The 21,682-nt window shown below is 73.1% G+C and carries 22 protein-coding genes and 3 pseudogenes; 5 read left to right on the forward strand and 20 right to left on the reverse strand.

Annotated elements, in window-relative coordinates; translation table 11 throughout:
* Positions 1 to 16: 16 nt before the first annotated feature.
* The 7 genes and pseudogenes from JD77_RS04550 to JD77_RS04580 form a co-directional block, all read right to left on the reverse strand.
* Positions 17 to 1,073, reverse strand: a pseudogene (locus JD77_RS04550) (substrate-binding domain-containing protein).
* 127 nt (positions 1,074 to 1,200) lie between these two features.
* Positions 1,201 to 2,331, reverse strand: a complete 1,131-nt coding sequence (locus JD77_RS04555) for an ABC transporter permease (protein ID WP_145773174.1) — start codon at positions 2,329 to 2,331, stop codon at positions 1,201 to 1,203.
* Positions 2,328 to 3,899, reverse strand: a complete 1,572-nt coding sequence (locus JD77_RS04560) for a sugar ABC transporter ATP-binding protein (protein ID WP_145773175.1) — start codon at positions 3,897 to 3,899, stop codon at positions 2,328 to 2,330. The genes JD77_RS04555 and JD77_RS04560 overlap by 4 nt, the downstream gene beginning before the upstream one ends.
* A gap of 114 nt (positions 3,900 to 4,013) precedes the next feature.
* On the reverse strand, positions 4,014 to 5,192 hold the full coding sequence (locus tag JD77_RS04565) for an ROK family protein (RefSeq protein ID WP_145773176.1): 1,179 nt from the start codon (positions 5,190 to 5,192) through the stop codon (positions 4,014 to 4,016).
* A gap of 248 nt (positions 5,193 to 5,440) precedes the next feature.
* On the reverse strand, positions 5,441 to 6,460 hold the full coding sequence (locus JD77_RS04570; RefSeq protein ID WP_145773177.1) for a YihY/virulence factor BrkB family protein: 1,020 nt from the start codon (positions 6,458 to 6,460) through the stop codon (positions 5,441 to 5,443).
* A 63-nt stretch (positions 6,461 to 6,523) separates the two neighbouring features.
* Positions 6,524 to 7,330: an ABC transporter permease gene (locus tag JD77_RS04575; RefSeq protein WP_145773178.1), complete on the reverse strand. Its 807-nt coding sequence runs from the start codon at positions 7,328 to 7,330 to the stop codon at positions 6,524 to 6,526.
* Positions 7,331 to 7,342: 12 nt separating this feature from the next.
* Complete coding sequence (locus JD77_RS04580) at positions 7,343 to 8,143, reverse strand: ABC transporter permease (protein ID WP_145773179.1); 801 nt, start codon at positions 8,141 to 8,143, stop codon at positions 7,343 to 7,345.
* Between the two features lie 235 nt (positions 8,144 to 8,378).
* Here JD77_RS04580 and JD77_RS32730 point away from each other — a divergent pair, with 235 nt between their 5' ends.
* Together JD77_RS32730 and JD77_RS32735 are read left to right on the forward strand one after the other, a co-directional pair.
* On the forward strand, positions 8,379 to 8,909 hold the full coding sequence (locus JD77_RS32730) for a M23 family metallopeptidase (RefSeq protein ID WP_211372486.1): 531 nt from the start codon (positions 8,379 to 8,381) through the stop codon (positions 8,907 to 8,909).
* Between the two features lie 89 nt (positions 8,910 to 8,998).
* Positions 8,999 to 9,262 carry a peptidoglycan-binding domain-containing protein gene (locus tag JD77_RS32735; protein ID WP_211372487.1) on the forward strand — a complete coding sequence of 88 codons (264 nt, stop codon included), beginning with the start codon at positions 8,999 to 9,001 and terminating at the stop codon, positions 9,260 to 9,262.
* Between the two features lie 7 nt (positions 9,263 to 9,269).
* Here the strand turns inward: JD77_RS32735 and JD77_RS04590 are convergent, their stop codons facing one another.
* The 4 genes and pseudogenes from JD77_RS04590 to JD77_RS04605 form a co-directional block, all read right to left on the reverse strand.
* Positions 9,270 to 9,818, reverse strand: coding sequence for a hypothetical protein (locus tag JD77_RS04590; protein WP_145773180.1), 549 nt, complete (start codon positions 9,816 to 9,818; stop codon positions 9,270 to 9,272).
* A 486-nt stretch (positions 9,819 to 10,304) separates the two neighbouring features.
* A pseudogene (locus tag JD77_RS33360) lies at positions 10,305 to 10,475 on the reverse strand (DUF397 domain-containing protein); the annotation flags it as partial.
* A 92-nt stretch (positions 10,476 to 10,567) separates the two neighbouring features.
* Positions 10,568 to 10,759 (reverse strand): DUF397 domain-containing protein, encoded by a 192-nt coding sequence (locus JD77_RS04600; protein WP_145773182.1) that lies wholly within the window; start codon positions 10,757 to 10,759, stop codon positions 10,568 to 10,570.
* On the reverse strand, positions 10,750 to 11,553 hold the full coding sequence (locus JD77_RS04605; RefSeq protein WP_246140524.1) for a helix-turn-helix domain-containing protein: 804 nt from the start codon (positions 11,551 to 11,553) through the stop codon (positions 10,750 to 10,752). The genes JD77_RS04600 and JD77_RS04605 overlap by 10 nt, the downstream gene beginning before the upstream one ends.
* A gap of 214 nt (positions 11,554 to 11,767) precedes the next feature.
* Here JD77_RS04605 and JD77_RS04610 point away from each other — a divergent pair, with 214 nt between their 5' ends.
* Both JD77_RS04610 and JD77_RS04615 read left to right on the forward strand, forming a co-directional pair.
* A complete protein-coding gene (locus tag JD77_RS04610; protein ID WP_145773183.1) occupies positions 11,768 to 11,983 on the forward strand; it encodes a hypothetical protein in 216 nt (71 codons plus the stop codon).
* A complete protein-coding gene (locus JD77_RS04615) occupies positions 11,983 to 12,228 on the forward strand; it encodes a flavin reductase (RefSeq protein ID WP_145773184.1) in 246 nt (81 codons plus the stop codon). Before JD77_RS04610 ends, JD77_RS04615 begins: the two co-directional genes overlap by 1 nt.
* A gap of 123 nt (positions 12,229 to 12,351) precedes the next feature.
* Here JD77_RS04615 and JD77_RS04620 read toward each other — a convergent pair whose 3' ends face one another.
* The 9 genes and pseudogenes from JD77_RS04620 to JD77_RS04660 form a co-directional block, all read right to left on the reverse strand.
* A complete protein-coding gene (locus tag JD77_RS04620; RefSeq protein ID WP_145773185.1) occupies positions 12,352 to 13,284 on the reverse strand; it encodes an ABC transporter ATP-binding protein in 933 nt (310 codons plus the stop codon).
* Positions 13,285 to 13,586: 302 nt separating this feature from the next.
* Positions 13,587 to 14,122 (reverse strand): annotated as a pseudogene (locus JD77_RS04625) (hypothetical protein).
* Positions 14,122 to 15,990: a DNA primase gene (gene dnaG / locus JD77_RS04630; RefSeq protein WP_145773186.1), complete on the reverse strand. Its 1,869-nt coding sequence runs from the start codon at positions 15,988 to 15,990 to the stop codon at positions 14,122 to 14,124. Before dnaG ends, JD77_RS04625 begins: the two are co-directional and overlap by 1 nt.
* 105 nt (positions 15,991 to 16,095) lie before the next feature.
* A complete protein-coding gene (locus JD77_RS04635) occupies positions 16,096 to 16,347 on the reverse strand; it encodes a helix-turn-helix transcriptional regulator (RefSeq protein WP_145773187.1) in 252 nt (83 codons plus the stop codon).
* Between the two features lie 13 nt (positions 16,348 to 16,360).
* Positions 16,361 to 17,212, reverse strand: coding sequence for an ABC transporter permease (locus JD77_RS04640; RefSeq protein ID WP_145773188.1), 852 nt, complete (start codon positions 17,210 to 17,212; stop codon positions 16,361 to 16,363).
* A complete protein-coding gene (locus JD77_RS04645; RefSeq protein WP_387227625.1) occupies positions 17,209 to 18,183 on the reverse strand; it encodes an ABC transporter ATP-binding protein in 975 nt (324 codons plus the stop codon). Before JD77_RS04645 ends, JD77_RS04640 begins: the two co-directional genes overlap by 4 nt.
* Positions 18,184 to 18,304: 121 nt before the next feature.
* Positions 18,305 to 19,138, reverse strand: coding sequence for a siderophore-interacting protein (locus JD77_RS04650; protein ID WP_145773189.1), 834 nt, complete (start codon positions 19,136 to 19,138; stop codon positions 18,305 to 18,307).
* 15 nt (positions 19,139 to 19,153) lie between these two features.
* Positions 19,154 to 20,425, reverse strand: coding sequence for a deoxyguanosinetriphosphate triphosphohydrolase (locus JD77_RS04655; protein ID WP_145777421.1), 1,272 nt, complete (start codon positions 20,423 to 20,425; stop codon positions 19,154 to 19,156).
* Positions 20,426 to 20,460: 35 nt separating this feature from the next.
* Positions 20,461 to 20,811, reverse strand: a complete 351-nt coding sequence (locus JD77_RS04660; RefSeq protein ID WP_145773190.1) for a VOC family protein — start codon at positions 20,809 to 20,811, stop codon at positions 20,461 to 20,463.
* A 236-nt stretch (positions 20,812 to 21,047) separates the two neighbouring features.
* Here JD77_RS04660 and JD77_RS04665 point away from each other — a divergent pair, with 236 nt between their 5' ends.
* Positions 21,048 to 21,554: a roadblock/LC7 domain-containing protein gene (locus JD77_RS04665; protein ID WP_170286381.1), complete on the forward strand. Its 507-nt coding sequence runs from the start codon at positions 21,048 to 21,050 to the stop codon at positions 21,552 to 21,554.
* Positions 21,555 to 21,682 lie beyond the last annotated feature (128 nt).

The raw sequence follows: 21,682 nt of genomic DNA on the forward strand, positions 1-21,682 counted from the left end.
GGTCTCCCCCCGTGTGTCAGAACCCGAGCTTGAGGTAGTTGCTCGCGTTCTCCTTGGTGATCGTCTCGGAGGCCAGCACGATCTCCTTGGGCACCTGGAGCTCCACCAGGTCGGACATGCCCTTGCCCTGGCCGATGAGGCGGGCGAGCGAGATCGCGGACGAGGCCATCGAGGGGCTGTAGGTGACGTGGCCTTCAGGACGGTGTTGTCGGCCTGGATGTCCTCCATCGCCTTCTTCGAGCCGGCGCCGCCGACCATGAAGAACTCCTTGCGGCCGGTCTGGTTGACCGCGGCGAGTACGCCGATGCCCTGGTCGTCGTCGTGGTTCCAGAGGGCGTCGAGCTTCGGCAGCGCCTGGAACAAGCCCGTGGCGGCCTGCTGGCCGGAGTCGGCGGTGAACTCGGCCGGCCGCCGGTTGGCCACCTTCAGCCCGTACGAGGCGAGGGTGTCCGCGAAGCCCTTCGACCGCTCCTGGGTGAGCTCCAGCGAGTCGATGCCGGGGATCTCGCCGATGACCGGGTTGCTGACCCCCTTGGCCTTGAGCTGCTCGGCGATGTAGGTGGCGGCGGCCACCCCCATGCCGTAGTTGTCGCCCTTGATCTGGAGCCGGTAGGCCCGCGCGTCGGGGAACGCCCGGTCCAGGTTGACCACCGGGATGCCGGCCTTCATGGCCTCCAGGCCGAACGCGTTGAGCTCCTTGCCGTCGTGCGGCAGCAGCACGATCACGTCGGGCTTCTGGGAGAGCAGGGTGGACAGCGCCGCCCGCTGGGCCGCCGCGTCCGCGCCGGCCTCGACGGACTTGAGCTCCACGTCGGAGTACGCGCCGGCCTGCGCCTTCGCGTTGTTGGTGATGGCGGCGATCCAGCCGTGGTCGGCGGCCGGGGCGGAGAAACCGATGGTCACCTTCTTGCCGGGCGCGGCGTTGCCGCCGGAGTCGGTCTCGGCCGCCTTGGTCTGCGCCGCGGTCGGCGCCGCCTCGTTGCTGGTGCACGCGGTGAGCAGGGCACCGGCGCCGAGCGCGGCCCGCCGAACAGCAGCCGGCGGCGCGACAGGTCCCGACTGTGCTGGGTCATTGCGACCTCCTGGTGAGCGATGGTGGGGGAAAGAGGGTGTGGGGGGTCCGGCCACCGTCGGTGCGACGGCGACCGGGGTGCTGCTTCTGGGTGCTGGCGGTGCGGGTGGGTGGTGGTACGGACCGGGTCAGCCGGTGGTGAGCCGGTTGCGGCCCAGGAACTGGGTCAGGCTGCGGAACTTGAACTGCTGGACCAGGACGGCGGCGACGATGATCCCGCCCTTGACCATGTTCTGGGCCTCGGTGGAGAGGCCGTTGATGGCGAACAGGTTGGTGATGGTGGAGAAGATGACCACCCCGAGCAGGGAGCCGACGATCGTCCCCCGCCCGCCGCTGAGCAGCGTCCCGCCGATGATCGCGGCGGCGATCGCGTCCAGCTCGTAGAGGTTGGCCATCGCCGCCTGGGCGGAGGTGGCCTGCGCGGTCAGCATGATCGCGGCGATGCCGCAGCAGAGGCCGGAGAGCGCGTAGAGCAGGACGGTGTGCCGCCGGACGTTGATGCCGGCGAGCCGGGCCGCCTCCGGGTTGCCGCCGACGGCGACCGTGCGCCGGCCGAACGTCGTCCGGTTCAGCAGCACCCAGCCGGCGACGACCACGGCGGCGAGGATGTAGACCAGCAGCGGGATGCCGAGCACGTCCGTGCTGGCGATGCCGTTGATGGTGGTGTTGTTCGACACCTGGGTCTGCTTGTCGGAGATCTCCGCGGCCAGGCCCCGCGCCGCGACCATCATGGCGAGCGTGGCGATGAACGGCACCAGCCGGCCGTACGAGATGAGCAGGCCGTTGACCAGGCCGACCGCCACGCCGACGGTGAGCGCGCTGAAGATCATGCCGCCCGCGCCGTAGCTCTGGGTGGCGACCGTGGTGCACCAGACCCCGGCCAGCGCCACGATCGCGCCGACCGACAGGTCGATGCCGCCACCGATGATCACGACAGTCATGCCGACGGTGACCACGCCGACGACCGAGGCGAGCTTGAGGATGGTGAGGATGTTGCTCCACACCCAGCTCGAATCGCCGTACAGGTCGGGGCGGGTGGCGATGCCGATCAGGATCAGCACCACCAGGACGGCGATCAGGCCGAGGTTGCGCCGGGCGCCCTCGCCGTTGTCGCCGCGCCACCAGGAGAGCCGGCCGGCTCCCTCGGCGGCCGGAGCCTTCGCGGTCGCGGCCGGGTCCACCGGCGGGGACTGGGCCGGCAGCGGCGCCGGCCGGTCCGGTGTGGCGGTGGGGGTGGGGGTGGGGGTGGCGTCGGTCATGCGGGGGCGCCTTCCATCAGCGACCCCGCCATGACGAGGTCGAGCACCGTGTTCTCGTCCAGTTCGCCGGCGGGCGCCTCGCGCACCATCCGGCCCTCGCGCAACACCAGCACCCGGTCGGCCAGGCCGAGCACCTCGGGCACCTCGCTGGAGACCAGCAGCACCCCGACGCCTCGGGCGGCCAGCTCCCGGATCACCTGGTACAGCTCGGCGCGGGCGCCGACGTCGACGCCCCGGGTCGGCTCGTCGAGCAGCAGCAGCCGGGTGTCGCCGAGCAGCCAGCGCCCGACCACCACCTTCTGCTGGTTGCCCCCGGAGAGGGTGCGCACCGGCCGGCGCACGTCGCGGGGGCGCAGCTCCAGGGAGTCGGCGATCCGGTCCGCCTCGGCCCGCTCCCGGCCGGCGTCGGTGAAGCCGAGGCGGGCGTACCGGCCGAAGGTGGCCAGGGTGACGTTGCGGTAGATGGGCTCGCCGAGCAGCAGCGCCTGGCTCTTGCGCTCCTCCGGGGCCATCCCCATGCCGGCCCTTACCGCCGCGCCGACGCTGCCCGGGCGCAGCGCGCGCCCGTTCATCGTGACCGTTCCGGCGTGCGCCCGGCGGGCACCGTAGATGGTCTCCAGCAGCTCGGAGCGGCCGGAGCCGACCAGGCCGGCGACCCCGACGATCTCGCCCGCCCGCACCGACAGCGAGACGTCGGCGAACTCGCCGGCCCGGGTGAGCCCCGCGACCCGCAGCAGCTCGGCGCCGTCGCCGTCGGCGGCCGGGCGGTCCGGGAAGACGTACTCGATCGTGCGGCCCGTCATCCTCGCGACCAGGTCGTGGGTCGGGGTGTCGCGCGCCGGCAGGTTCGCCGCCGTGGTCCGGCCGTCCTTGAGTACGGTCACCCGGTCGCCGATCTCGCGGATCTCCTCCATCCGGTGGGAGATGTAGATGACGGCGATGCCCTGCGCGGTCAGCTCGCGGATGATCCGGAACAGGTTGCCGACCTCGTCGTGGGCCAGCACCGCGCTCGGCTCGTCCATGATGATCAGCCGGGCCTCGTGCGACAGCGCCCGGGCCATGCTGACGATCTGCTTGCCGGCCGCCGGCAGCGCCCGGACCAGCCGCCCGGGCGGGATCTCGCCGTGGCCGAGCCGGCTCAGGATCTGCCGCGTCCGGCGGGCCATGTGGCCCCGGCGGACGAAGCCCGCCCGGCGCGGCTCGTGGCCGAGGAAGGCGTTCTCCGCGACCGACAGGTCCTCGACCAGGTCGAGCTCCTGGTAGATGGTGGCGATGCCGGCGCGCATGGCGGCCTGCGGGTTGGCGAACTCGGCGGGCTGGCCGCGCCACTCGATGTGCCCGGAGTCGGGGCGGTGCACCCCGGAGAGCACCTTGATCAGGGTGGACTTGCCGGCGCCGTTCTGCCCGAGCAGGCAGTGCACCTCGCCGGCCCGCACCTCCAGCTGCACCCCGTCCAGGGCCCGTACGCCGGGGAAGGTCTTCACCACGTCCGTCAGCCGCAGCACCACCTCGCCGGCCACGGCGTCGGCGGGCGCCTCGACCAGCGGCGCTTCCTTCTCGTTCGTCACTGCGCCAACTCGGTTCGCGACTGCGGGGCTCGCAAACCCGGCTCACTCCTCGCGCTCACGATGCCTCCCCGGTTCGCGACTGCGGGGCTCGCAAACCCGGCTCACTCCTCGCGCTCACGATGCCTCCCCGAAGGCCACGTCGCTGGCGAGCACGGCCGCCCCGGCGACCCCGGCGCGCGGGCCCAGCTCGGACAGGACGACCGGCAGGTTTCCGGTGGCCAGCGGCAGCGACCGGCGGTAGACCACACTGCGGATCTCGGCGAGCAGGATGTGCCCGAGCTGGGCCAGCCCGCCGCCAATCACGATCATCGACGGGTTGGTGAAGCTGACCAGGCCGGCCAGCACCCCACCGACCCGGCGGCCGCCGTCGCGGATGAGCTGGATGCAGGTCACGTCCCCCTCGACGGCGCCCTCGGCGACGTCCCGGGCGGTGACCACGCCCTTTGCGGCGAGCCGCTCGGCCAACGCCGGCGACGTCCCGCTGCGGGCGCTGGTGTTCGCCTCCCGGGCCAGCGCGGCGCCGCTGAACAGCGCCTCCAGGCAGCCCACGTTGCCGCAGGAGCACATCGGACCGTGCGAGTCGACCTGGATGTGGCCGATGTCGCCGGCACAGCCGTCGGTGCCCCGGTAGACGTCGCCACTGAGGTAGATCCCGCACCCTATGCCGGTGCCGATCTTGACGAACAGGAAGTCGTCGACCGAGTGGGCGACGCCGCCGTGCCGCTCACCGATCGCCATGATGTTCACGTCGTTGTCGACCACCGCCGGGCAGCCGTGCTCGCGGGTCAGCAGCTCGCGGACGGGGAATCTGTCCCACCCCGGCATGATCGGCGGCGAGACCGGCACCCCGTCACGGAAGCTGACCGGCCCGGGCACGCCGATGCCGACCGCGTGCAGCCGCTCGTACGCCCCGTCGACGCGGGCCTTGTGCAACAGTTCGTTGACCCGCTGGAGGGTCACCTTCGGACCGTTGCGGATGTCGGCCGGCTCCGCGTACGCCGCGACCGGCTCCAGCCGCGCGTTGACCACCTCGACATCGATCGAGCTGGCGCCGAGGTCCACCGCCGCGAAGCGCAGGCTCGGGCTCAGCTCGACGAGGGTGGACCGGCGCCCGCCCCGGGACGCCGCGAGGCCGGCCTCGGCGACGTAGCCGAGGCTGACCAGCCGCTCCAACTCGGCGAGCAGCCGGGGACGCGGCATCTGCAGCCGGTCCCCCAGCTCCGCGCGGGACATCGCCCCCTCGTCGCGGAGCACCCGCAACAGCCGCAGGTGCAGGGGTTCCACGGTCCGCACCGGCACTCACCTCCGCATCGGAGTCGGTCGCGCGTCACATCGACGTAACCGCGATGTGTTGTGTCCGACACAGTAGGAGCCTTCCGCCTCGCCTGTCCAGAGCTTCAGCCAATTTGATCCAAACTTTTGTCCGAATGAACAAAAGCTCGGAGTTGATCTAGGAAAGTCACCGCCGCCCCGCCTCGCTCGGCGGCGAGGCGGGGCGGCGAGGCGGGGCGGGGCGGCGAACGGGTGGGGCAGGCGGGCGGTCAGCCCGTGCGCTTCTTCTTCCTCAGCTTGCGGTCGTCGCGCAGCTCGACGTACGGCTCCGCCTCGGCGGGGTGCCCGGCGGCGACCGCCCGGCCACGCTCCAACTCGGCGTCGAACTCCGCGCCGACCAGGATCGCGAGGTTGGTCAGCCAGAGCCAGACCAGGAAGATGATCACGCCGGCCACCGCGCCGTACGTCTTGTTGTACGAGCCGAAGTTCGCCACGTACACCGCGAACAGGCCGGAGACGACCAGCCAGACCACCACGGCCAGCACGCCGCCCGGGCTGACCCAGCGGAAGCCGCCGTGCCGGGCGTTCGGCGAGGCCCAGTAGAGGATCGAGAAGGTCAGGCTCACCAGCACCACCAGCACCGGCCACTTCACGATGTTCCACACCGTGACCGCGGTCGAGCCGATCCCGATCGCGCCCCCCACGTCCTGGGCGAGCCGGCCGGTGAAGACCACCATCACCGCGCTGACCAGCAGCAGCACGCCGACGGCGGCCGTCACGCCCAGCCGGATCGGCAGCGTCTTCCAGATCGGCCGCCCCTCGGGAACGTCGTAGATGGTGTTGGAGGCGCGCATGAACGCGGCCACGTACCCGGAGGCGGACCAGAACGCGCCCAGCAGACCGAGGACGGCGGCGATGCTGGCCAGCCCGCCCGAGTGGCTCGCCTGGTCGATCGCGCTCACGATGATCTGGCGGATGCTGCCCGCCGGGGCGGCCTGGTTGACGGTGCTCTTGACCCCCTCGGTGGCGCTCGGCCCGAGCAGGCCCAGGACCGAGATGAGCACCAACAGGCCGGGGAAGATCGACAGCACCCCGTAGTACGTCAGCGCCGCCGCCCAGTCCGTCAGGCGGTCGTCCTGGAACTCGCCCCGGGTGCGGCGCAGCGCCGCCTTCCAGCTCGCGCCCGGCAGGTGCGCGGGGCTCTCCGGCCCCTCGTCCGGGCCGACGGGCCGGCTGCCGGCGGCGCCCCGGTCGGGCCCGCCACGCGCGGACGTCTCGTCGGAGGCCATCGCCCCTCCCTCGTGGTCGCAATGTCCTTCCGGACATGCCCGGGGAAAGGTGGCGCTAACCCGTCACTTGTACAGCAGGCGACCCATCCGGCGCGACGCCACGAGCAGCCCGACGCCGATCGCCAGCAGCAGGTACGCCACGTCGAGCAGCCAGGACCAGTCGCCGCCCAGCGCGACGCCCCGGATCAGGTGGACCGAGCGGTACAGCGGCGTCACCTCCACCAGCCACCGCAGCAGGTCCGGGTACGCCGTCGCCGGCACGAACGTGCCGGAGAACAGGAACAGGGTGAACTGGGCCGAGCCCATCAGGTCGAAATCCTGCCAGCTGCGCAGGAACGTCGCCAGCGCCATGCCCAGCGCCCCGAAGGCGAAGCCGACCAGCACCGCCGCCGGGAGCGTCACCAGCGCCCGTACCGGCGTGGTCAGGTCCATCGCCACCATGACCGCCAGGAACGCGGCGGAGTAGGCGCTGCCCCGACCCATCGCCCAGGCCAGCTCGCCGAGGGCGATCTCGAACGGCCGTACCGGGGTGGCGATCACCCCGTCGTACAGCTTCATGTACTTCATCTTGCCGAAGAAGTTGAAGGTGGTCTCCGCCAGCGCGCCCGTCATCGCCGAGGACGCCAACATCGCCGGGGCCACGAACGCCGCGTACGACACGAGCCGGCCGTCGGGAAGGGGAAGGTCGCCGACGAGCGTGCCCACCCCGACGCCGATGGAGAACAGGTACAGCACCGGCTCCACGAAGCCGGAGAGCAGCAGCAGCCAGTAGACGCGCTTCAGCGCCGCCACGTTGCGCTCGGTCACCGAGGCTGCCCGGCGGGACGCGGCGGAGACGTCGACCAGCCGGGGCAGGACGAGACTGACCACGGGCACCCCTTCCTAGACGACGAGCCGGCGACGGAACGCGCGGTGGGCCAGCAGCACGCCGACGAGCGCCCAGGCGGCCAGGTAGAGCAGGTGGCCGGCCACCGACCACTGCGGCGTGACGCCGAGGGTGGCCGCCCGGCACAGGTCGACGGCGTGCCAGAGCGGCGTCGCGTACGCCAGCCAGCGCAGCGCCCCGGGCAGCGACTCCACCGGGAAGAACACCCCGGCGAACAGCGTCATCGGGATCACCCCGAAGCGGAACAGCATGGCCAGCCAACTGTCGCTGCTCACCGAGGCCGTGTACGCGAAGGTCGGCCCGGCGACGGCCAGGCCGAGCAGCGCCACCACCGCCGGCACGACCAGCGCCCACGGTGAGCGCAGCGCCCCGAACAGCGCCGTCACCAGCAGGAACGCGGCGACCGTGGTGAGCACCCGGAACAGCACGAACAGCAGGTGGCCGGCCAGGATGTCGCCCACCCGCGGCGGCGCGGCGCTCTGCGCCAGATAGATCTTGGTCCACTGGAAGTTGCCGAACACCGGCCAGGTCGAGTCGCCGATGGCCACCTGGAGCGCGGTGGAGGCGATCAGGCCGGGCACGATCCAGTCCAGGTAGCGCACCCCGCCGACGCCCTGCTGGATGTAGGCCCCCACGCCGATGCCGAAGCCGACCATGGTCAGCACCGGCAACAGGAACGACGAGAACACTCCCGCCCGCCAGGTGCGCCGGTAGCCGACCAGGAAGTAGTTCAGCACGGCCAGCGCGGGCACCCTGGGCAGCGCCGGCCGGACCCGCTCCTGCCGCGCCACGCTCACGCTCACCACCCCGTCCCGCGCTCGGCGTCCTCCGGCCTTCCTACCCCGGGGGTACGACAGACCGCGGCCACCCTACGACCCACCGCCGCGCGTGTCGCGCCGTTTTGGCTCCGCCCGGTCCGCCCCTTGCGCATCAGCCGAGCGGAGCGCGCTGAAGCCATCGATCCGAATGCATCAGTACAGGTACTCTCGGCACCCCGCCACGAACTCGTCACCGCACGATGAGGAGCCGACGATGAGCGAGAGGCTGACCCACTGCTGTGGCGACGCGGCGGACCAGCCACCGACCGGGATCAGCCGGCGCACCCTGCTGCGCGGCACCGCGTGGGCCACCGGCGCCCTCGCCGTCGGCGGTGTCGTCGGGCTGCCCGGGACCGCCCACGCGGCACCGTCGATCTACAACCCGTTCACCGGCTACCCGATCACCGGGACCTGGCAGGACCACCTGGACAACGGGTCGCTCGGCGGGATCGACTTCGGGCTGGGCGTCGGCACCGCCCTGCCGGCCTGCGGCGCCGGCACGATCCAGAACATCCCCTACAACGGAACGGGCGGGCACACTGTCACGATCCACCACGCGGACGGGTACCGCAGTCAGTACCTGCACCTGTCGCAGTTCCTGCTGGCCAACGGGACCGCGGTCGGCGCCGGGACGATCGTGGGGCGGTCGGGCGGTGCCGTCGGTGCGCCCGGGTCGGGCAGCTCCACCGGCCCACACCTGCACTGGCACATGATCAATCGAGCGGGGTACGCATCAACCCGCTGACCTACATCAGCCAGAACCCGGGTGGCGGTGGCCTGCCCAAGACGACCACCGAGCAGGACGGCATTCCCGGCCCGATCTTCTATCAGCGGATGCAGAACTGGCTCCGGATCACCGCCGGCTACCCGGGCCCGATCGACGGCGTACCGGGGCCGAACACGTACGCCGCGCTGCAACGGGCCATGCGCGCCTACGGCTACACCGGCCCCATCGACGGCGCACCGGGGCCGAACACGTGGAAGGCGGTGCAGCGGCTCGCCTCCGGCTGGGGCTACACCGGACCGATCGACCGGGTGATGGGGCCGAACTCGTGGCGGGGCTTCGCCCGATTCCTCAACCAGGACCGGTGGGACTGACCGTCGATCACCTGCCGCCGTGCTGCGGCGGCCGGAGGACCGTGACCAGCGCCAGGAGCGCGTACGCCCAGAGCAGCAGTCCGGCGCCCACTCCGACGACCAGGCCGGCCGGCACGGCCGAGGCGAGCGCGGTCACCAGCCCGGCGAGCGCGACCAGGCACATCGCGCCGCCGAGCAGCCGCAGCCGGGGATCCTTGAGCACCGGGGTGAGCGGGAGGAAGTGGAGCCCGACCACGCCGCAGACCAGCACCGGGGCGTACTCGGCGAGCCCGGCCGCCGCCAGCAGCGCCGCGCCGACCCCGGCGGCGGCGAACTCGGCGAGCACGATCAGCACGTACCGGCGATCGGCCGCCCGGTCCCGGACGGCTTCGGCGGCCGGCCGACTGCGCGCCGCGACGACGCCGCCGACGGCTGCCGTCGCCAGGGACGCCACGCTCGCGACCATCAGCAGCGCCCGCAGCGGCTGGTGGGCCGCCGGCACGCTGAACCAGATCGTGGCGAAGATGCCGAGGTAGAGGGCGGTCAGCCCGGCCTGGCGCCGGGGGATGGTGAGCACGAGAGGTTCCTTACGGGAGCGGGTCGGTGCGCCACGCCCACGATACGGGTGATCTTGGTGGCTTGGCTCGCCATGTCGGCGGCATGGCGGGGTCCACGCGGCCCCGATCGCGCCATGACGGCGACATGGAGTCGATCACGCAGCCACGCGCGAACGACCCGGCCGCGGGCGAGCACGCAGCGAGCGCAGAGCTGGCATGGCCGTTGGCGCGGCGGTCACCACAGGTCGTCCCCGATGTCGTCTTCGTACACCCTGAGCTGGGAGAAGAGGCCGCGGCACGTGACCAGGACGCCCATCGGTCGACCGTCATGGACGGCCATAGCCGCAATCGGCTCGCGGGGCGGGGTGCATGCTGCCAGGAGCCCAAGCAGCGGGATCGGAATTCCTGGAGCGACCTGGCTGCGCATGGCTGCGTCGTTTCAACGAGACATCACGCACCGGTTCCTCAGTCGTCACGATCGGGTGATCTACGGGTCCGAGAACCGGCGACAGGAACGCGCCCCAGGCGCCGGGGCCGAACGCCAGCACCGGCCCGCTCGGGTCCTTGGAATCGCGTACGGCCACCACGCCGGGAAGGTTGTCGGCCACCTCCACGCAGGCGCCGCCGCTGCCGTTACTGCGGGGGCTCTTGCGCCACCGGGCGCCGGTCAGGTCCATGTCTCCGCACCTCCACTGTCAACGCGCCGTGTGGCAGGGACGAGGTCGCCTCCTGATCGGGTGGGAGGCGACCTCCTACCGGTGCAGGGCCCCTACGGGCGATCGGCGAGCCGCGCGACGAACGCGCGCCACGCGCCGGGGCCGAACGCCAGCACCGGCCCGCTCGGGTCCTTGGAATCGCGTACGGCCACCACGCCGGGAAGGTTGTCGGCCACCTCCACGCAGTTGCCGCCCTGGCCGCTGCTGCGGATGCTCTTGCGCCACCGGGCGCCCGTCAGGTCCATGTCTCCGCCACTTCCGCTATCAGGTCGAGGGACTGCTGGTGCGATACTGCCTCACCGCGGATCGACTCCCAAACCTCGACCATCTGCTGAACGAATTCGGCACGGTCGATCACCTGCCCGTGGCGCTGCCCCTCCAGGTAGACAACGTCCTCTCCCTGTGGAGAGGTGGCGATGACGAAGGGTCCAGCGAGCCCAGGGTAAGCACCGGCGGAGAGTGGAACGACCTGGATACGGAGCCGGGGCAGGGTCGAGCCCAGCTTCACCAGGTGCTGCAACTGCTCGCGCATCACCTCCGGCCCGCCGATCCGGCGGCGCAGCACGTACTCGTCGATGACCATGCTGAGGAGCGGCGGCCGCTCGCGGTTGAGTAACGCTTGACGGTCCAAGCGGTTCGTCACATGCCGCTCGATCTCGTCCCCCGCGAACAACCCGCCGCCGGCGTGGATGGCGCGGGCGTACCCCTCGGTTTGGAGCAGGCCCGGCACGCACAGCGGCTCGAACGTGCGCAGCGCGGTGACCTCCTGCTCCATGCCGGCCCAGTCGCGGAACCACGGCACCACGGTCTCCCGGCCGATGCGCCGCTGGATGCGTTCGAACTTCCCGTCGGTGGCGAACACGATGTCGCAGCGGCGCGCGAAGTCGAGGCTCGGCCGCCGCTCGCAGTTCTCCACCTTCGTCACCAGCGCGGCCGAGTAGCTCAACGCCTCGGCCAGCGCGGCCTGGGACATGCCGTTGGCGGCCCGCGCCAACCGCAACTCCTCGGCGAAGTGCTCCAGCATGGACGAACGTTCCACGGACAGCCTCCATACATCCTCGTACGGCGTGGGATCGGGCCGATGTACGCCCTGGTAGTGACCGCTTACGAGCTATCACCGTAGTCGCGTCCTCACCAGACTGTCACGCAGCGGGACCGCTCACGGGATCGGACGGCGGGCGGAACCAGGCCGGGGCGCGCTGGGGACAACGGGGTCCGCAGGGCGCCCCCATCCACGACGATGGAGGCTCAGATTGCGACTCAGGTTCTGGCGCTGCCGCCCGGCGCTCCCCGCCCCGCTCCCCCGGCGTACGCCGAACGAGCGGCCGGCGTGGGCGACCGCCCCGACGGATGTCTTCCCGACCAGTGATCCCGGCCGCGCCGGGAGGCTGACCCGCGCGCAGGAGTGGCGGGCGAACGGGGGCCGGTTCATCCCCGCGCCGCGTCGGGCCGAGGAGGGCACCCGCTGATGCCCCGGTACCGCCCGCACGTCGCGGCGCGCCCGTCCTGGCGCTGCCGCGTGTGTGGCGCCGCGTGGCCGTGCTCCCCGGCCCGGCTCGCGCTGCTGGGCGAGTATCGCGAGAACCGGACGGGCCTGCTGATCTACCTCGCCACGCTCATGTACGAGGCCGGAACCGACCTCGTCGAGATCAACGGCCAGGCCGCACCGGAGGGGTTGACCGACCGCTTCCTGACCTGGGCGAGGGCCCGTTGAGGGCCGGCCAGCCGGTGAAGGTTGGCAGCTCAGCTACTCGACACGCCGGGGAAGGTGTTGCTGCGCCGTCAACGATCATGGGAGCGCAACGCCGTGGGCGGCAGTGCGCGCGGCGCGAGCCGGTCAGTCGACCAGGGTGCGGCCCGTCAGGTGCAGGAAGACGTCTTCCAGACTGCTGCGCCGCACCAGCACGTTGACCGGGCTCAGGCCGAGGGCGGCCACCTCGGCCACCGCCGCGTCGCCGTCGGCGACGTACAGCAGTACGCGGTCGGGCAGCACCTCGACCCGCTCCCCCAGCCCGGCCAGTTTGCCGGCGAACGCCTCCTGCGAGTCACCGGCGAAGCGCAGCTCGACCACCTCGCGGGTGGCGTGCTGCTCGATCAGCTCGCGGGGCGAGCCGTGGGCGACGATCCGGCCGCCGTCCATCACCACCAGCCGGTCGCACAACTGCTCGGCCTCGTCCATGTAGTGGGTGGTGAGCACCAGCGTGACGCCCTGCTGCTTGAGCCGGAACAGCCGCTCCCAGACCAGGTGCCGGGCCTGCGGGTCGAGCCCGGTGGTGGGCTCGTCGAGCAGCACGATGTCGGGCTCGTTGACGAGCGCGCGGGCGATGGTGAGCCGGCGCTTCATGCCGCCGGAGAGCGGCTCGACCTTGCTGTCGGCCCGCTCGGCGAGCTGGACGAAGTCGAGCAGCTCGCCGGCGCGCTCGCGGGCCACCCGGCGCGGGATGCCGAAGTAGCGGGCGTACGTCGTCAGGTTTTCCCGGACCGTCAGCTCCGGGTCGAGGTTGTCGAGCTGGGGGCAGACGCCGAGGCGGGCCCGGATCGCCGGGCCGTCGCGGACCGGATCCATCCCGAGGATGCGCAGCTCGCCGCCGCTGGGCGGGGAGATGCAGCCGATCATCCGCATGGTGGAGGACTTGCCGGCGCCGTTGGGCCCGAGAAAGCCGAACGCCTCGCCGGCCAGCACCTCGACGTCGATGCCGTCGACCGCCGTGAAGTCGCCGAACCGCTTCACCAGCCCGCGCGCCCGGATCAGTGCCTGCCCCGTCATCACCGCCCGACCCTACCGACCCCCACCGACACTCCCCACCGAGTTTCCCCCCGCCCACCTCCCGCCCCACGCCTCGCCCGGGCGCGCGGAACCGCGCGGAACCGCGCGGTTCCGCGCGCGGCCCGCGCGCGGGCGCGAGGCGCGGGAAGGCGCGGTGATCAAGAGCTTTGCGTCGGATCGAGCGCCAAACCTCGACGCAAACTTCTTGATCACCGGGGCGAGGGCCCGGAGGCCGCCAGGGGTCGGCCGGGGGCCAGGCCCCGGAGGCCGTTAGAGGTCGGCCCGGGGGCGAAGGCCCGGGAGCGTCAGAGGTCGGACGGGGCCGTGGCGGCGCGGGCGGCGGCGACCAGGCGGCCCGTCTCGGCGACGACCGGCTCGTCGTCGGCCGGGTGCCCGGCTCGTACCGGACCGTCCAGGTCAGGCCGTCGACGCCCGGCACCCGCCGCGCCGCGATGCGGCCCGCGCCGCCGGGCACCGGGTGCTCCTGGGTGTACGCGACGGAGCGGGTCACCCGGGCGCGCACCTGGTGCGGCAGGTCGCCCGGATCGAGCAGCAGGTACGTCTCGGCGGGGCGGTCGGCCACCACCAGGTAGCCGTCGCGCTCGGCGACGCGCTCGGCCGGCGTGACGGTCAGCTCCCGCCCGGACCAGACGGCCTTGAGGATGTCGTGCCAGCCGATCCGCTCGCCCCGGCCGGGCAGCCACAGCCCGCGGTTGCTGGCGACGATCACCCCGTCGCCCTCGCCGTTGCCGGCCGTCGCCCAGGCGAGCACCCGCTCGTCGGCGGCCAGCGGCGGGCGGGCCGCCGGGGGCAGCTTCGGCTTGCGGTTGAACAGCCCCATCAGAGCCCTCCCGCGGCCTGCTCGCGCAGCGCCCGCGCGTGCTGCTCCAGCGAGAGCAGTTCCCCGAACAGCGCGAAGTACTCGTCCTTGTTGCTCACCGGGTTGATCCGCTGGATCTTGGACTTGAGGTCCCGGATCCGGCCGGACACCGAGCCCCACTGCAACCCCGCCATGGTTACCGAGACGTACCTCGGGTCGGGCTCGCCGTCGATCCGCAGCGGCTCGACGGACAGCTCGCCGACCAGGGCCTGGGCGGCGAGGTCGGCGCAGGCGTCGCGGACGGCCTCGACCCAGACGACGCCGCCGGCCGCGGTCGCCGCCCCGCCGGCCGCCGCGATCGCCTCCCGCACGGCCACGTGCACCGGGTGGCGGTATTCCGGCGCCTCGACGGCGTCGAACATCGGGCCGGCGAGCACCGGCTCCTGGAGGGCGAGCTTCAGCGCCTCCCGCTCGACCAGGGACTGTGGGCTGTCCACGGTCGGCGCGGCGGGCGCGGAACGGGCCGGGGCGGGCGCCTCCCCCGCCGGCCGGCCGTTGGCGGCGGCGAGCACCGCCCGCTGCACGGGCTCGATCTCCATGCCCAGGTCGCCGGCCAGCTTGCGGACGTACTCCGGGCGCTTCTCCCGGTCCTTGAGCTTGGCGACCAGTGGGGCGGCGCGGCGCATCGCCTCGACCCGGCCGTCGACGGTGTCCAGGTCGTACCGGCTGATGACGTGCCGCAGCGCGAAGTCGACCAGCGGCTCGCGGCGGGCCACCAGGTCGCGTACGGCCAGGTCGCCCTTTGCCAGGCGCAGCTCGCACGGGTCCATGTTGTCGGGGCTGACCGCGATGAAGGTACGGCCGACGAAGCGCTGGTCGTCGTCGAACGCGCGCAGCGCGGCCTTCTGGCCGGCGGCGTCCCCGTCGAAGGTGAAGATGATCTCGCCGGCCACGGCGTCGGTGTCCAGCAGGAGCCGGCGCAGCACCCCGATGTGGTCCGCCCCGAACGCCGTGCCGCAGGTCGCCACGGCCGTGCTGACCCCGGCGAGGTGGCAGGCCATCACGTCGGTGTAGCCCTCGACGACGACCACCTTGCCCTGCTTGGCGATCTCCCGCTTGGCCTGGTCGATGCCGTAGAGGACGTGCGACTTCTTGTAGATCGGCGTCTCGGGGGTGTTCAGGTACTTCGGGCCGTCGTCGTCGTCGAACAGCTTGCGCGCGCCGAAGCCGATGACGTCGCCCGTCAGGTCGCGGATCGGCCAGAGCAGCCGGCGGCGGAACCGGTCGATCAGGGTGCCCGAGCGGGACGGCCGGGACAGCCCGGCGGTGACCAGCTCGTCGTGGGTGAAGCCCTGCTGGCGCAGGTGCTTGGTGAGCAGGTCCCAGGCGTCGGGGGCGAAGCCGCAGCCGTACCGCTCGGCGGCGGCCCGGTCGAAGCCGCGCCGGGCCAGGAACTCCCGGGCCGGGCGGGCGCCGGCCGTGGTGAGCTGCGCCCGGTAGAACTCCACGGCGGCCGCGTGCGCGGCGACCAGGCGCTGCCGCTGCCCCTGCTGGGGGCGGGGGCGCGGGGCCGAGCGGTCGTCCTCGACGTACCGGAGCTGGATGCCGGCGCGGGCGGCGAGCCGCTCGACGGACTCGACGAAGCTGAGGTGGTCGGCGTCCATCAGGAACTTGATCGCGTCGCCGCCGGCGCCGCAGCCGAAGCAGTACCAGACGTTGCGGGCGGGCGAGACGTTGAACGAGGGGCTCTTCTCGTCGTGGAACGGGCACAGCCCCTTGAGGTTGCCGCCGCCGGCCGACTTCAGGGTCACCGTCTCGGAGATGACGTCGGCGATCGAGGTGCGCTCCCGGACCAGCGCGATGTCCTCGTCCCGGATCCGCCCAGCCATCCGCCACCCCCTCGGCCCTACATCCTGCCCTGCCGGGCCGACGTTCCGCCGCCGGGGGCGCGCGGTGTGGCGCGCGCCCCCGCGCACACCCCGTCGGGCGGGCCGTCAGGCGGTACGGCCGACGCCGTCGGCCACGTCCCCGATCCGGGGGAACGGCTCGATCGAGAAGACGACCTCGACCGGGACCTCGAAGTACGCGGCGATCCGCAGGGCGAGGTGCAGGCTCGGCCGGAACTCGCCGCGCTCCAGGTAACCCACCGTCTGGTAGTGCACGCCGAGCGCGTCGGCGAGCTGCCGGCGGGTCACGCCGCGCTCGGCGCGCAGCACGGCGATCCGGTTGTGGACCGTCTCACTCATCGACCAGACCTTCTCACACCGGCCGCCGCAGCGCCTTCTCCCGGCGCAGGGCGACCCGGGACCCCGACTCGCGCCGGGCCATCCGGCGCAGCACGACCGGGGCCAGCAGCAGGCCGAGCACCGCCCAGACGCCGAGCACGCCCACCGTCTCCAGGTGCCGCCACGACCCGCCCAGCTCGACGGCGGACATCGCGTCGGGCAGCAGGGCGGAGCGCATGCCCAGCCCCAGCCAGTAGAGGGGGAAGACCTGGGCGACGGCCTGCAACCAGCCGGGGTAGCCGTTGATCGGGTAGAAGATCCCGGAGAGGGCGACCAGCCCCATGATCGGCAGCACCACCACGCCCATGTTGCGCGGGTTCTCGATCAGCGAGCCGATGACCGCCCCGAGCGGCAGGGTGGCGAGCAGCCCGAGCAGCATCACCCCGGCCAGGACGAGCCACGCCCCGGCGTGGGCGACCCGGAGCCCGTCGAGGAAGAACAGCGCCGGGGTGAGCTGGATGGCCACGCCGATCAGGGTCACCGCGGAGATCATCGTGAGCTTGCCGATCAGGTAGCCGAGCATGCCGTTCGGGGTCGCCTTGGCCCGCAGCAGGGTGCCGTCCTCCCGGTCGACGATGAGCTGCTGGGCCAGGCCGAGCAGCCCGCCGAAGGCCAGCCCCATGGCCAGGGCGCTGGGCAGCGTACGGGCGCCGAGGGAGAACTGGGTGCCCGGCACGGTGGACCCGCGCATGAAGAACATCGCGACCAGCAGCACGAAGGTCGGGAAGAAGTAGTTCCACAGGTCCTGGACGTTGGTGAAGCTGTTGCGCAGCTCGATCCAGCCCCGGCCCAGGCCGGCCCGGATCGCGTCGGTCCTCGCGTTCATCGCCCCGTCCCCTTTCCGAACGCGCGGGCGGCCACCTCGGGCCGCGCCCCGGACTCGTGCGCGTACACGATCGCCATGTAGGTGTCCTCCAGGCTGGGCCGGCGCACCTCCAGCTCCCGCACGGCGTCGCCGTGCTGGCGGAACAGCTCCCGGACGAAGCGGGTGGCGTCGGCGGTCGAGTGGACGTACCGCTCGCCGTCCCGGGTCCACCGGACCTCCGCCTCGCCGGCCGCCCGCCGGGTCAGCTCGTCGGGCGAGCCGTCGGCGACGATCCGGCCGCCGGCCAGCACGAGGATCCGGTCGGCCAGCTTCTCCGCCTCGTCGAGGTCGTGGGTGGTGAGCAGGATGGTGGTCTCGTCCAGGTCGGCGAGGCGGTGCACCAGGTCGTGGAACTCACGCCGGGCCACCGGGTCGAAGCCGACGGTCGGCTCGTCGAGGAAGAGCAGCTCGGGCCGGCCGACGATGCCCACGGCGACGTCGAGCCGCCGGCGCTGGCCGCCGGAGAGCCGGCCGATCCGGACCCCGGCGTGCTCGGCGAGCCCGACGGCGGCCAGCAGGTCGGGCAGCGGCCAGGGGCGGCGCACCCGGTCGGTCGAGTACGCGGCGTAGAACGCGCCGAGGTGGGTGAGCAGGTCTTCCACCCGCCACTTCGCGTGGTCCCGCCAGGACTGGAGCACGACGCCCAGCCGCGCCCGCCACGCCTCGCCGCCCCGGGCCGGGTCCACCCCGAGCACGGAGACGTCGCCGGCCGAGCGCATCCGGAAGCCCTCCAGGATCTCGATGGTCGTGGACTTGCCCGCGCCGTTGGGCCCGAGCAGGACGACCACCTCGCCCCGGCGGGCCTGGAACGTCACCCCGTCGAGGACGTCCACCGAGCCGTAGCGCATCCGCAGGTCGCGCACGTCCAGCACCAGGGAGGCGTCGGGCGGGTCGTCGACACCGGCCCTTCCCCGTTGCGTCACCGAGGTCATCACCCTCCGCCCTCCGTCGTACATGTGCAGCAGAATGTAGCAGATGTACTACATGACGGGGCAAGGAATACGGCCCGCCCCGGGCGACGAATGCCAGGGCGGGCCGCTGGGGGCCGGTGACTCAGACGGCGGCGGTCGCCTCGTCCACCTCGACCTGGCGGTTCCAGTCGGACTTGGTGGCGCGCCAGCCCTCGTCGTCCATGCCCCGGCGCCAGTAGCCGGAAATCGACAGCCACTCCCGGGGCACGGCCCGCTCGACGCGCAGCAGGCGGCGCAGCTCGCGGACGAAGGCCGCCTCGCCGTGGACGAAGGCGTGCACGGCGCCGGGCGGGAAGTCCAGCGCCCGCAGGGCCTCGACCAGCGCCGCGCCGACCGGCCGGTCGCCCCGGTGCAGCCAGGTCAGCTCGACCGCCCCCGGGCTGGGCAGCGGCTGCTCCTCCGCCCCGTCGGCGATCTCGACGAAGACCTTCGCGGGGGCGTCCACGGGAAGCCGCTCCAGCGCGGCGGCGATCGCGGGCAGGGCGCTCTCGTCGCCCGCGAGCAGGTGCCAGTCGGCGTCGGAGCGCGGGGCGTACGCCCCGCCGGGGCCGGTGAAGAGCACCCGGTCGCCGGGACGCAGCGCGGCCGCCCACGGGCCGGCCAGCCCCTCGTCGCCGTGGTGGACCACGTCCACGGTCAACTCCCCGGCCGCCGCGTCCCACCCGCGCACCGTGTAGGCCCGCAGCCGGGGCCACTGCTCGGCCGGGAACTCCCGCTTGATGGTGGCCAGGTCCGTCGGGTGCGGGTAGGCCACGCCGTCGGGCGGGAAGACCAGCTTGATGTAGTGGTCGGTGTACTCGCCCACCGGCAGGCCGGCCAGCTCCTCGCCGCCGAGCACCAGCCGGACCAGGTGCGGGGTGGGCCGCGAGCTCCGCAGGACGCGGGCGGCGGTGACCTTCTTCGGGCGCTCCGTCATGCCACTTAGGCTAACCTAACCAGCGGGGATCTCCCATCCCCCGGAAATCCCATCCCCCGCCCTCATCCCCGCAGCCAGCCGCTCGTGCCACGCCACGGCGGCCGGATCGGTGAGCGACGCCACCTGGTCGATCACCACCCGCAGCCGGGCGGCGTCGTCGGGCGCGGCCCGCCACAGCGGGGCGAACACCTCGTCGAGCGCGTCCGGGGCCCGGCGCGTCAGCGCGGCGACCAGCTCGGCGAGGACCCGCCGCTGCCGCACGTACCGGTCGACCGAGCCGGGGCGGCGCATCACGTACCGCAGGGCGATGCCCTTGAGCAGCGCGCACTCGGCCCGGGCGCGGCGCGGCACGACCAGGTCGGCGGCGTACCGGCGCAGCGGGCCCGGGCCGTGGCGCTCCCGGGTGGCGGCCACCGCGGCCGAGACGAACCGGCCGGTCAGCACGCTGGTGGTGGCCTTGAGCGCGGCCTGGGCGCGGTGGCTGCCGTCGTAGCCGGCGAGCGGGGCGAGCACCGGGTCGGCCAGCAGCTCGACCAGCACCCCGCCCAGGTCGGCCGGGGACTCCCCCGAGTACGCGGCGGCCACGTCGGCGCAGAGCGCGGCCCGCTCGTCGGCGTCGGCCAGCAGCGGGCCGAGGCGGACGTACCCGCCGTGGATGCCGTCCTCGACGTCGTGCACCGAGTACGCCACATCGTCGGCCCAGTCCATCACCTGCGCCTCCAGGCAGCGCCGCCCGCCGGCCGGGGCGCCGGCGCGCAGCCACTCGAAGACCGGCAGGTCGTCGGCGTACACCCCGAACTTGCGCTCGCCCGGGCGGCGCGGCCAGGGGTACTTGCCGGTCGCGTCGAGCGACGCCCGGGTCAGGTTCAGCCCAGCGGACCCGCCCCCGGGCGCGAGCACCTTCGCCTCCAGCCGGGTGAGCACCCGCAGCGTCTGCGCGTTGCCCTCGAATCCGCCGCAGGGGGTGGCGAGCAGGTCCAGCGCCGCCTCGCCGTTGTGGCCGAACGGCGGGTGGCCGAGGTCGTGGGCGAGCCCGGCGGTGTCGACCACGTCCGGGTCGCAGCCCAGCCGGGTGCCCATCTCCCGGGCGATCTGCGCCACCTCCAGCGAGTGGGTCAGCCGGGTACGCAGGAAGTCGTCCGTGCCGGCGGTGTGCACCTGGGTCTTCGCGGCGAGCCGCCGGAACGCGGCCGAGTGCAGCACCCGGGCCCGGTCCCGCTCGTACGGCGAGCGCCCGTGGCCCGTGTCCTTGGGCGGCTCCTCCACCCAACGCGCCGCGTCCGCCAGCGACCCGGGCGGCTGGCCGCTCACCGCGCCACGGCCTATCCCCGCGGCCGCAGCACGCAGAACTCGTTGCCCTCCGGGTCGGCCAGCACCGTCCAGCCCACGTCGTGCTGGCCGATGTCGACGTGCCGGGCACCCATGTCGACCAGCCGCTCGACCTCGGCCTCCAGGTCGGCCGGGCGCAGGTCGATGTGCAGCCGGTTCTTGACCTGCTTGTCGTCGGACACCGGCACGAACACGATGCCCGGAAGCCGGTCGGGGGACTGGCGGATCTCCACCTCGTCCGGCTGCTCGGTGACCAGCTGGTAGCCGATGGCCTCGGCCCACCAGCGCGCGAGTCGGGCCGGGTCCCGCGCGTCCACGGTCAGACTTGCCCACACGCTGGTCATGCGGCCCACCCTCCACCCGGCTACGACGGTTCGCGCGAGCCAAGATTACGCCCGAGCGCGCCCCGCGTCGCGCCGGCGACGAACGCGCCGGCACTTGGCAACAGCCGATCAGTTGAGAGTTGTGGACCGATCGCCCACCGTCACGGGATCGCGGGGCCGGCATGGCGGGGGGTAGCGTTCCCAGAGCAGAACGTGATCGTAGATCCGTACGCGAATCGCACGACGGGGAGAAGCTCGTGGACGCTGACAGGATGCTGGGAACGGAGTTGCGGGGGCTGCGCCGACGGCGGCCGGAGGTCACCGGCACGGTGCTCGCCGGCACCGACGGCCTGCTCATCTCCAGCGACCTGCCGACGACCGATGCCACCCACCTGGCGGCGCTGGCCGCCGCCAGCTTCGGCCTCGGCAGCCGGGTCGCGGACACGGTGCGGCACGGCGAGTTCCAGGAGTCGGTGGTCCGCACGGCCCGGGGCGCCGTGGTGACCTACCCGGCCGGCCGGCACGCCCTGCTGACCCTGGTCACCGCCGCGGCCACCGACCTGGAGACGCTGCACGCGGAGGCCCGGGCGGTGGCCGACCGGACGGGCTCGGTCTTCGACCGCCAGCGCACCACCGTCCGGGCACACCCGGCCCCGCCGCCGAACCCGAGCGCCCCGCTGGCCATGCGTACGCCGATGGCGACCCTGCCCGGGCGCGCCCAGAACGCCCCGCGCGCCACCGGCTGGCGCCGCCCACCGATCTGACCCGCGCGCCATCCGACCAGTGCGCCGGATTGATCAGCGCGCCGGATTGATCAGCGCGCCGGATTGATCAGCGCGCCGATCCGACCCGCCGGCCGGCCCTGGCGTGCCCGCCGCCAGGGCCAGGCGCC

The sequence above is a fragment of the Micromonospora olivasterospora genome (assembly GCF_007830265.1).
GTDB lineage: Bacteria > Actinomycetota > Actinomycetes > Mycobacteriales > Micromonosporaceae > Micromonospora > Micromonospora olivasterospora.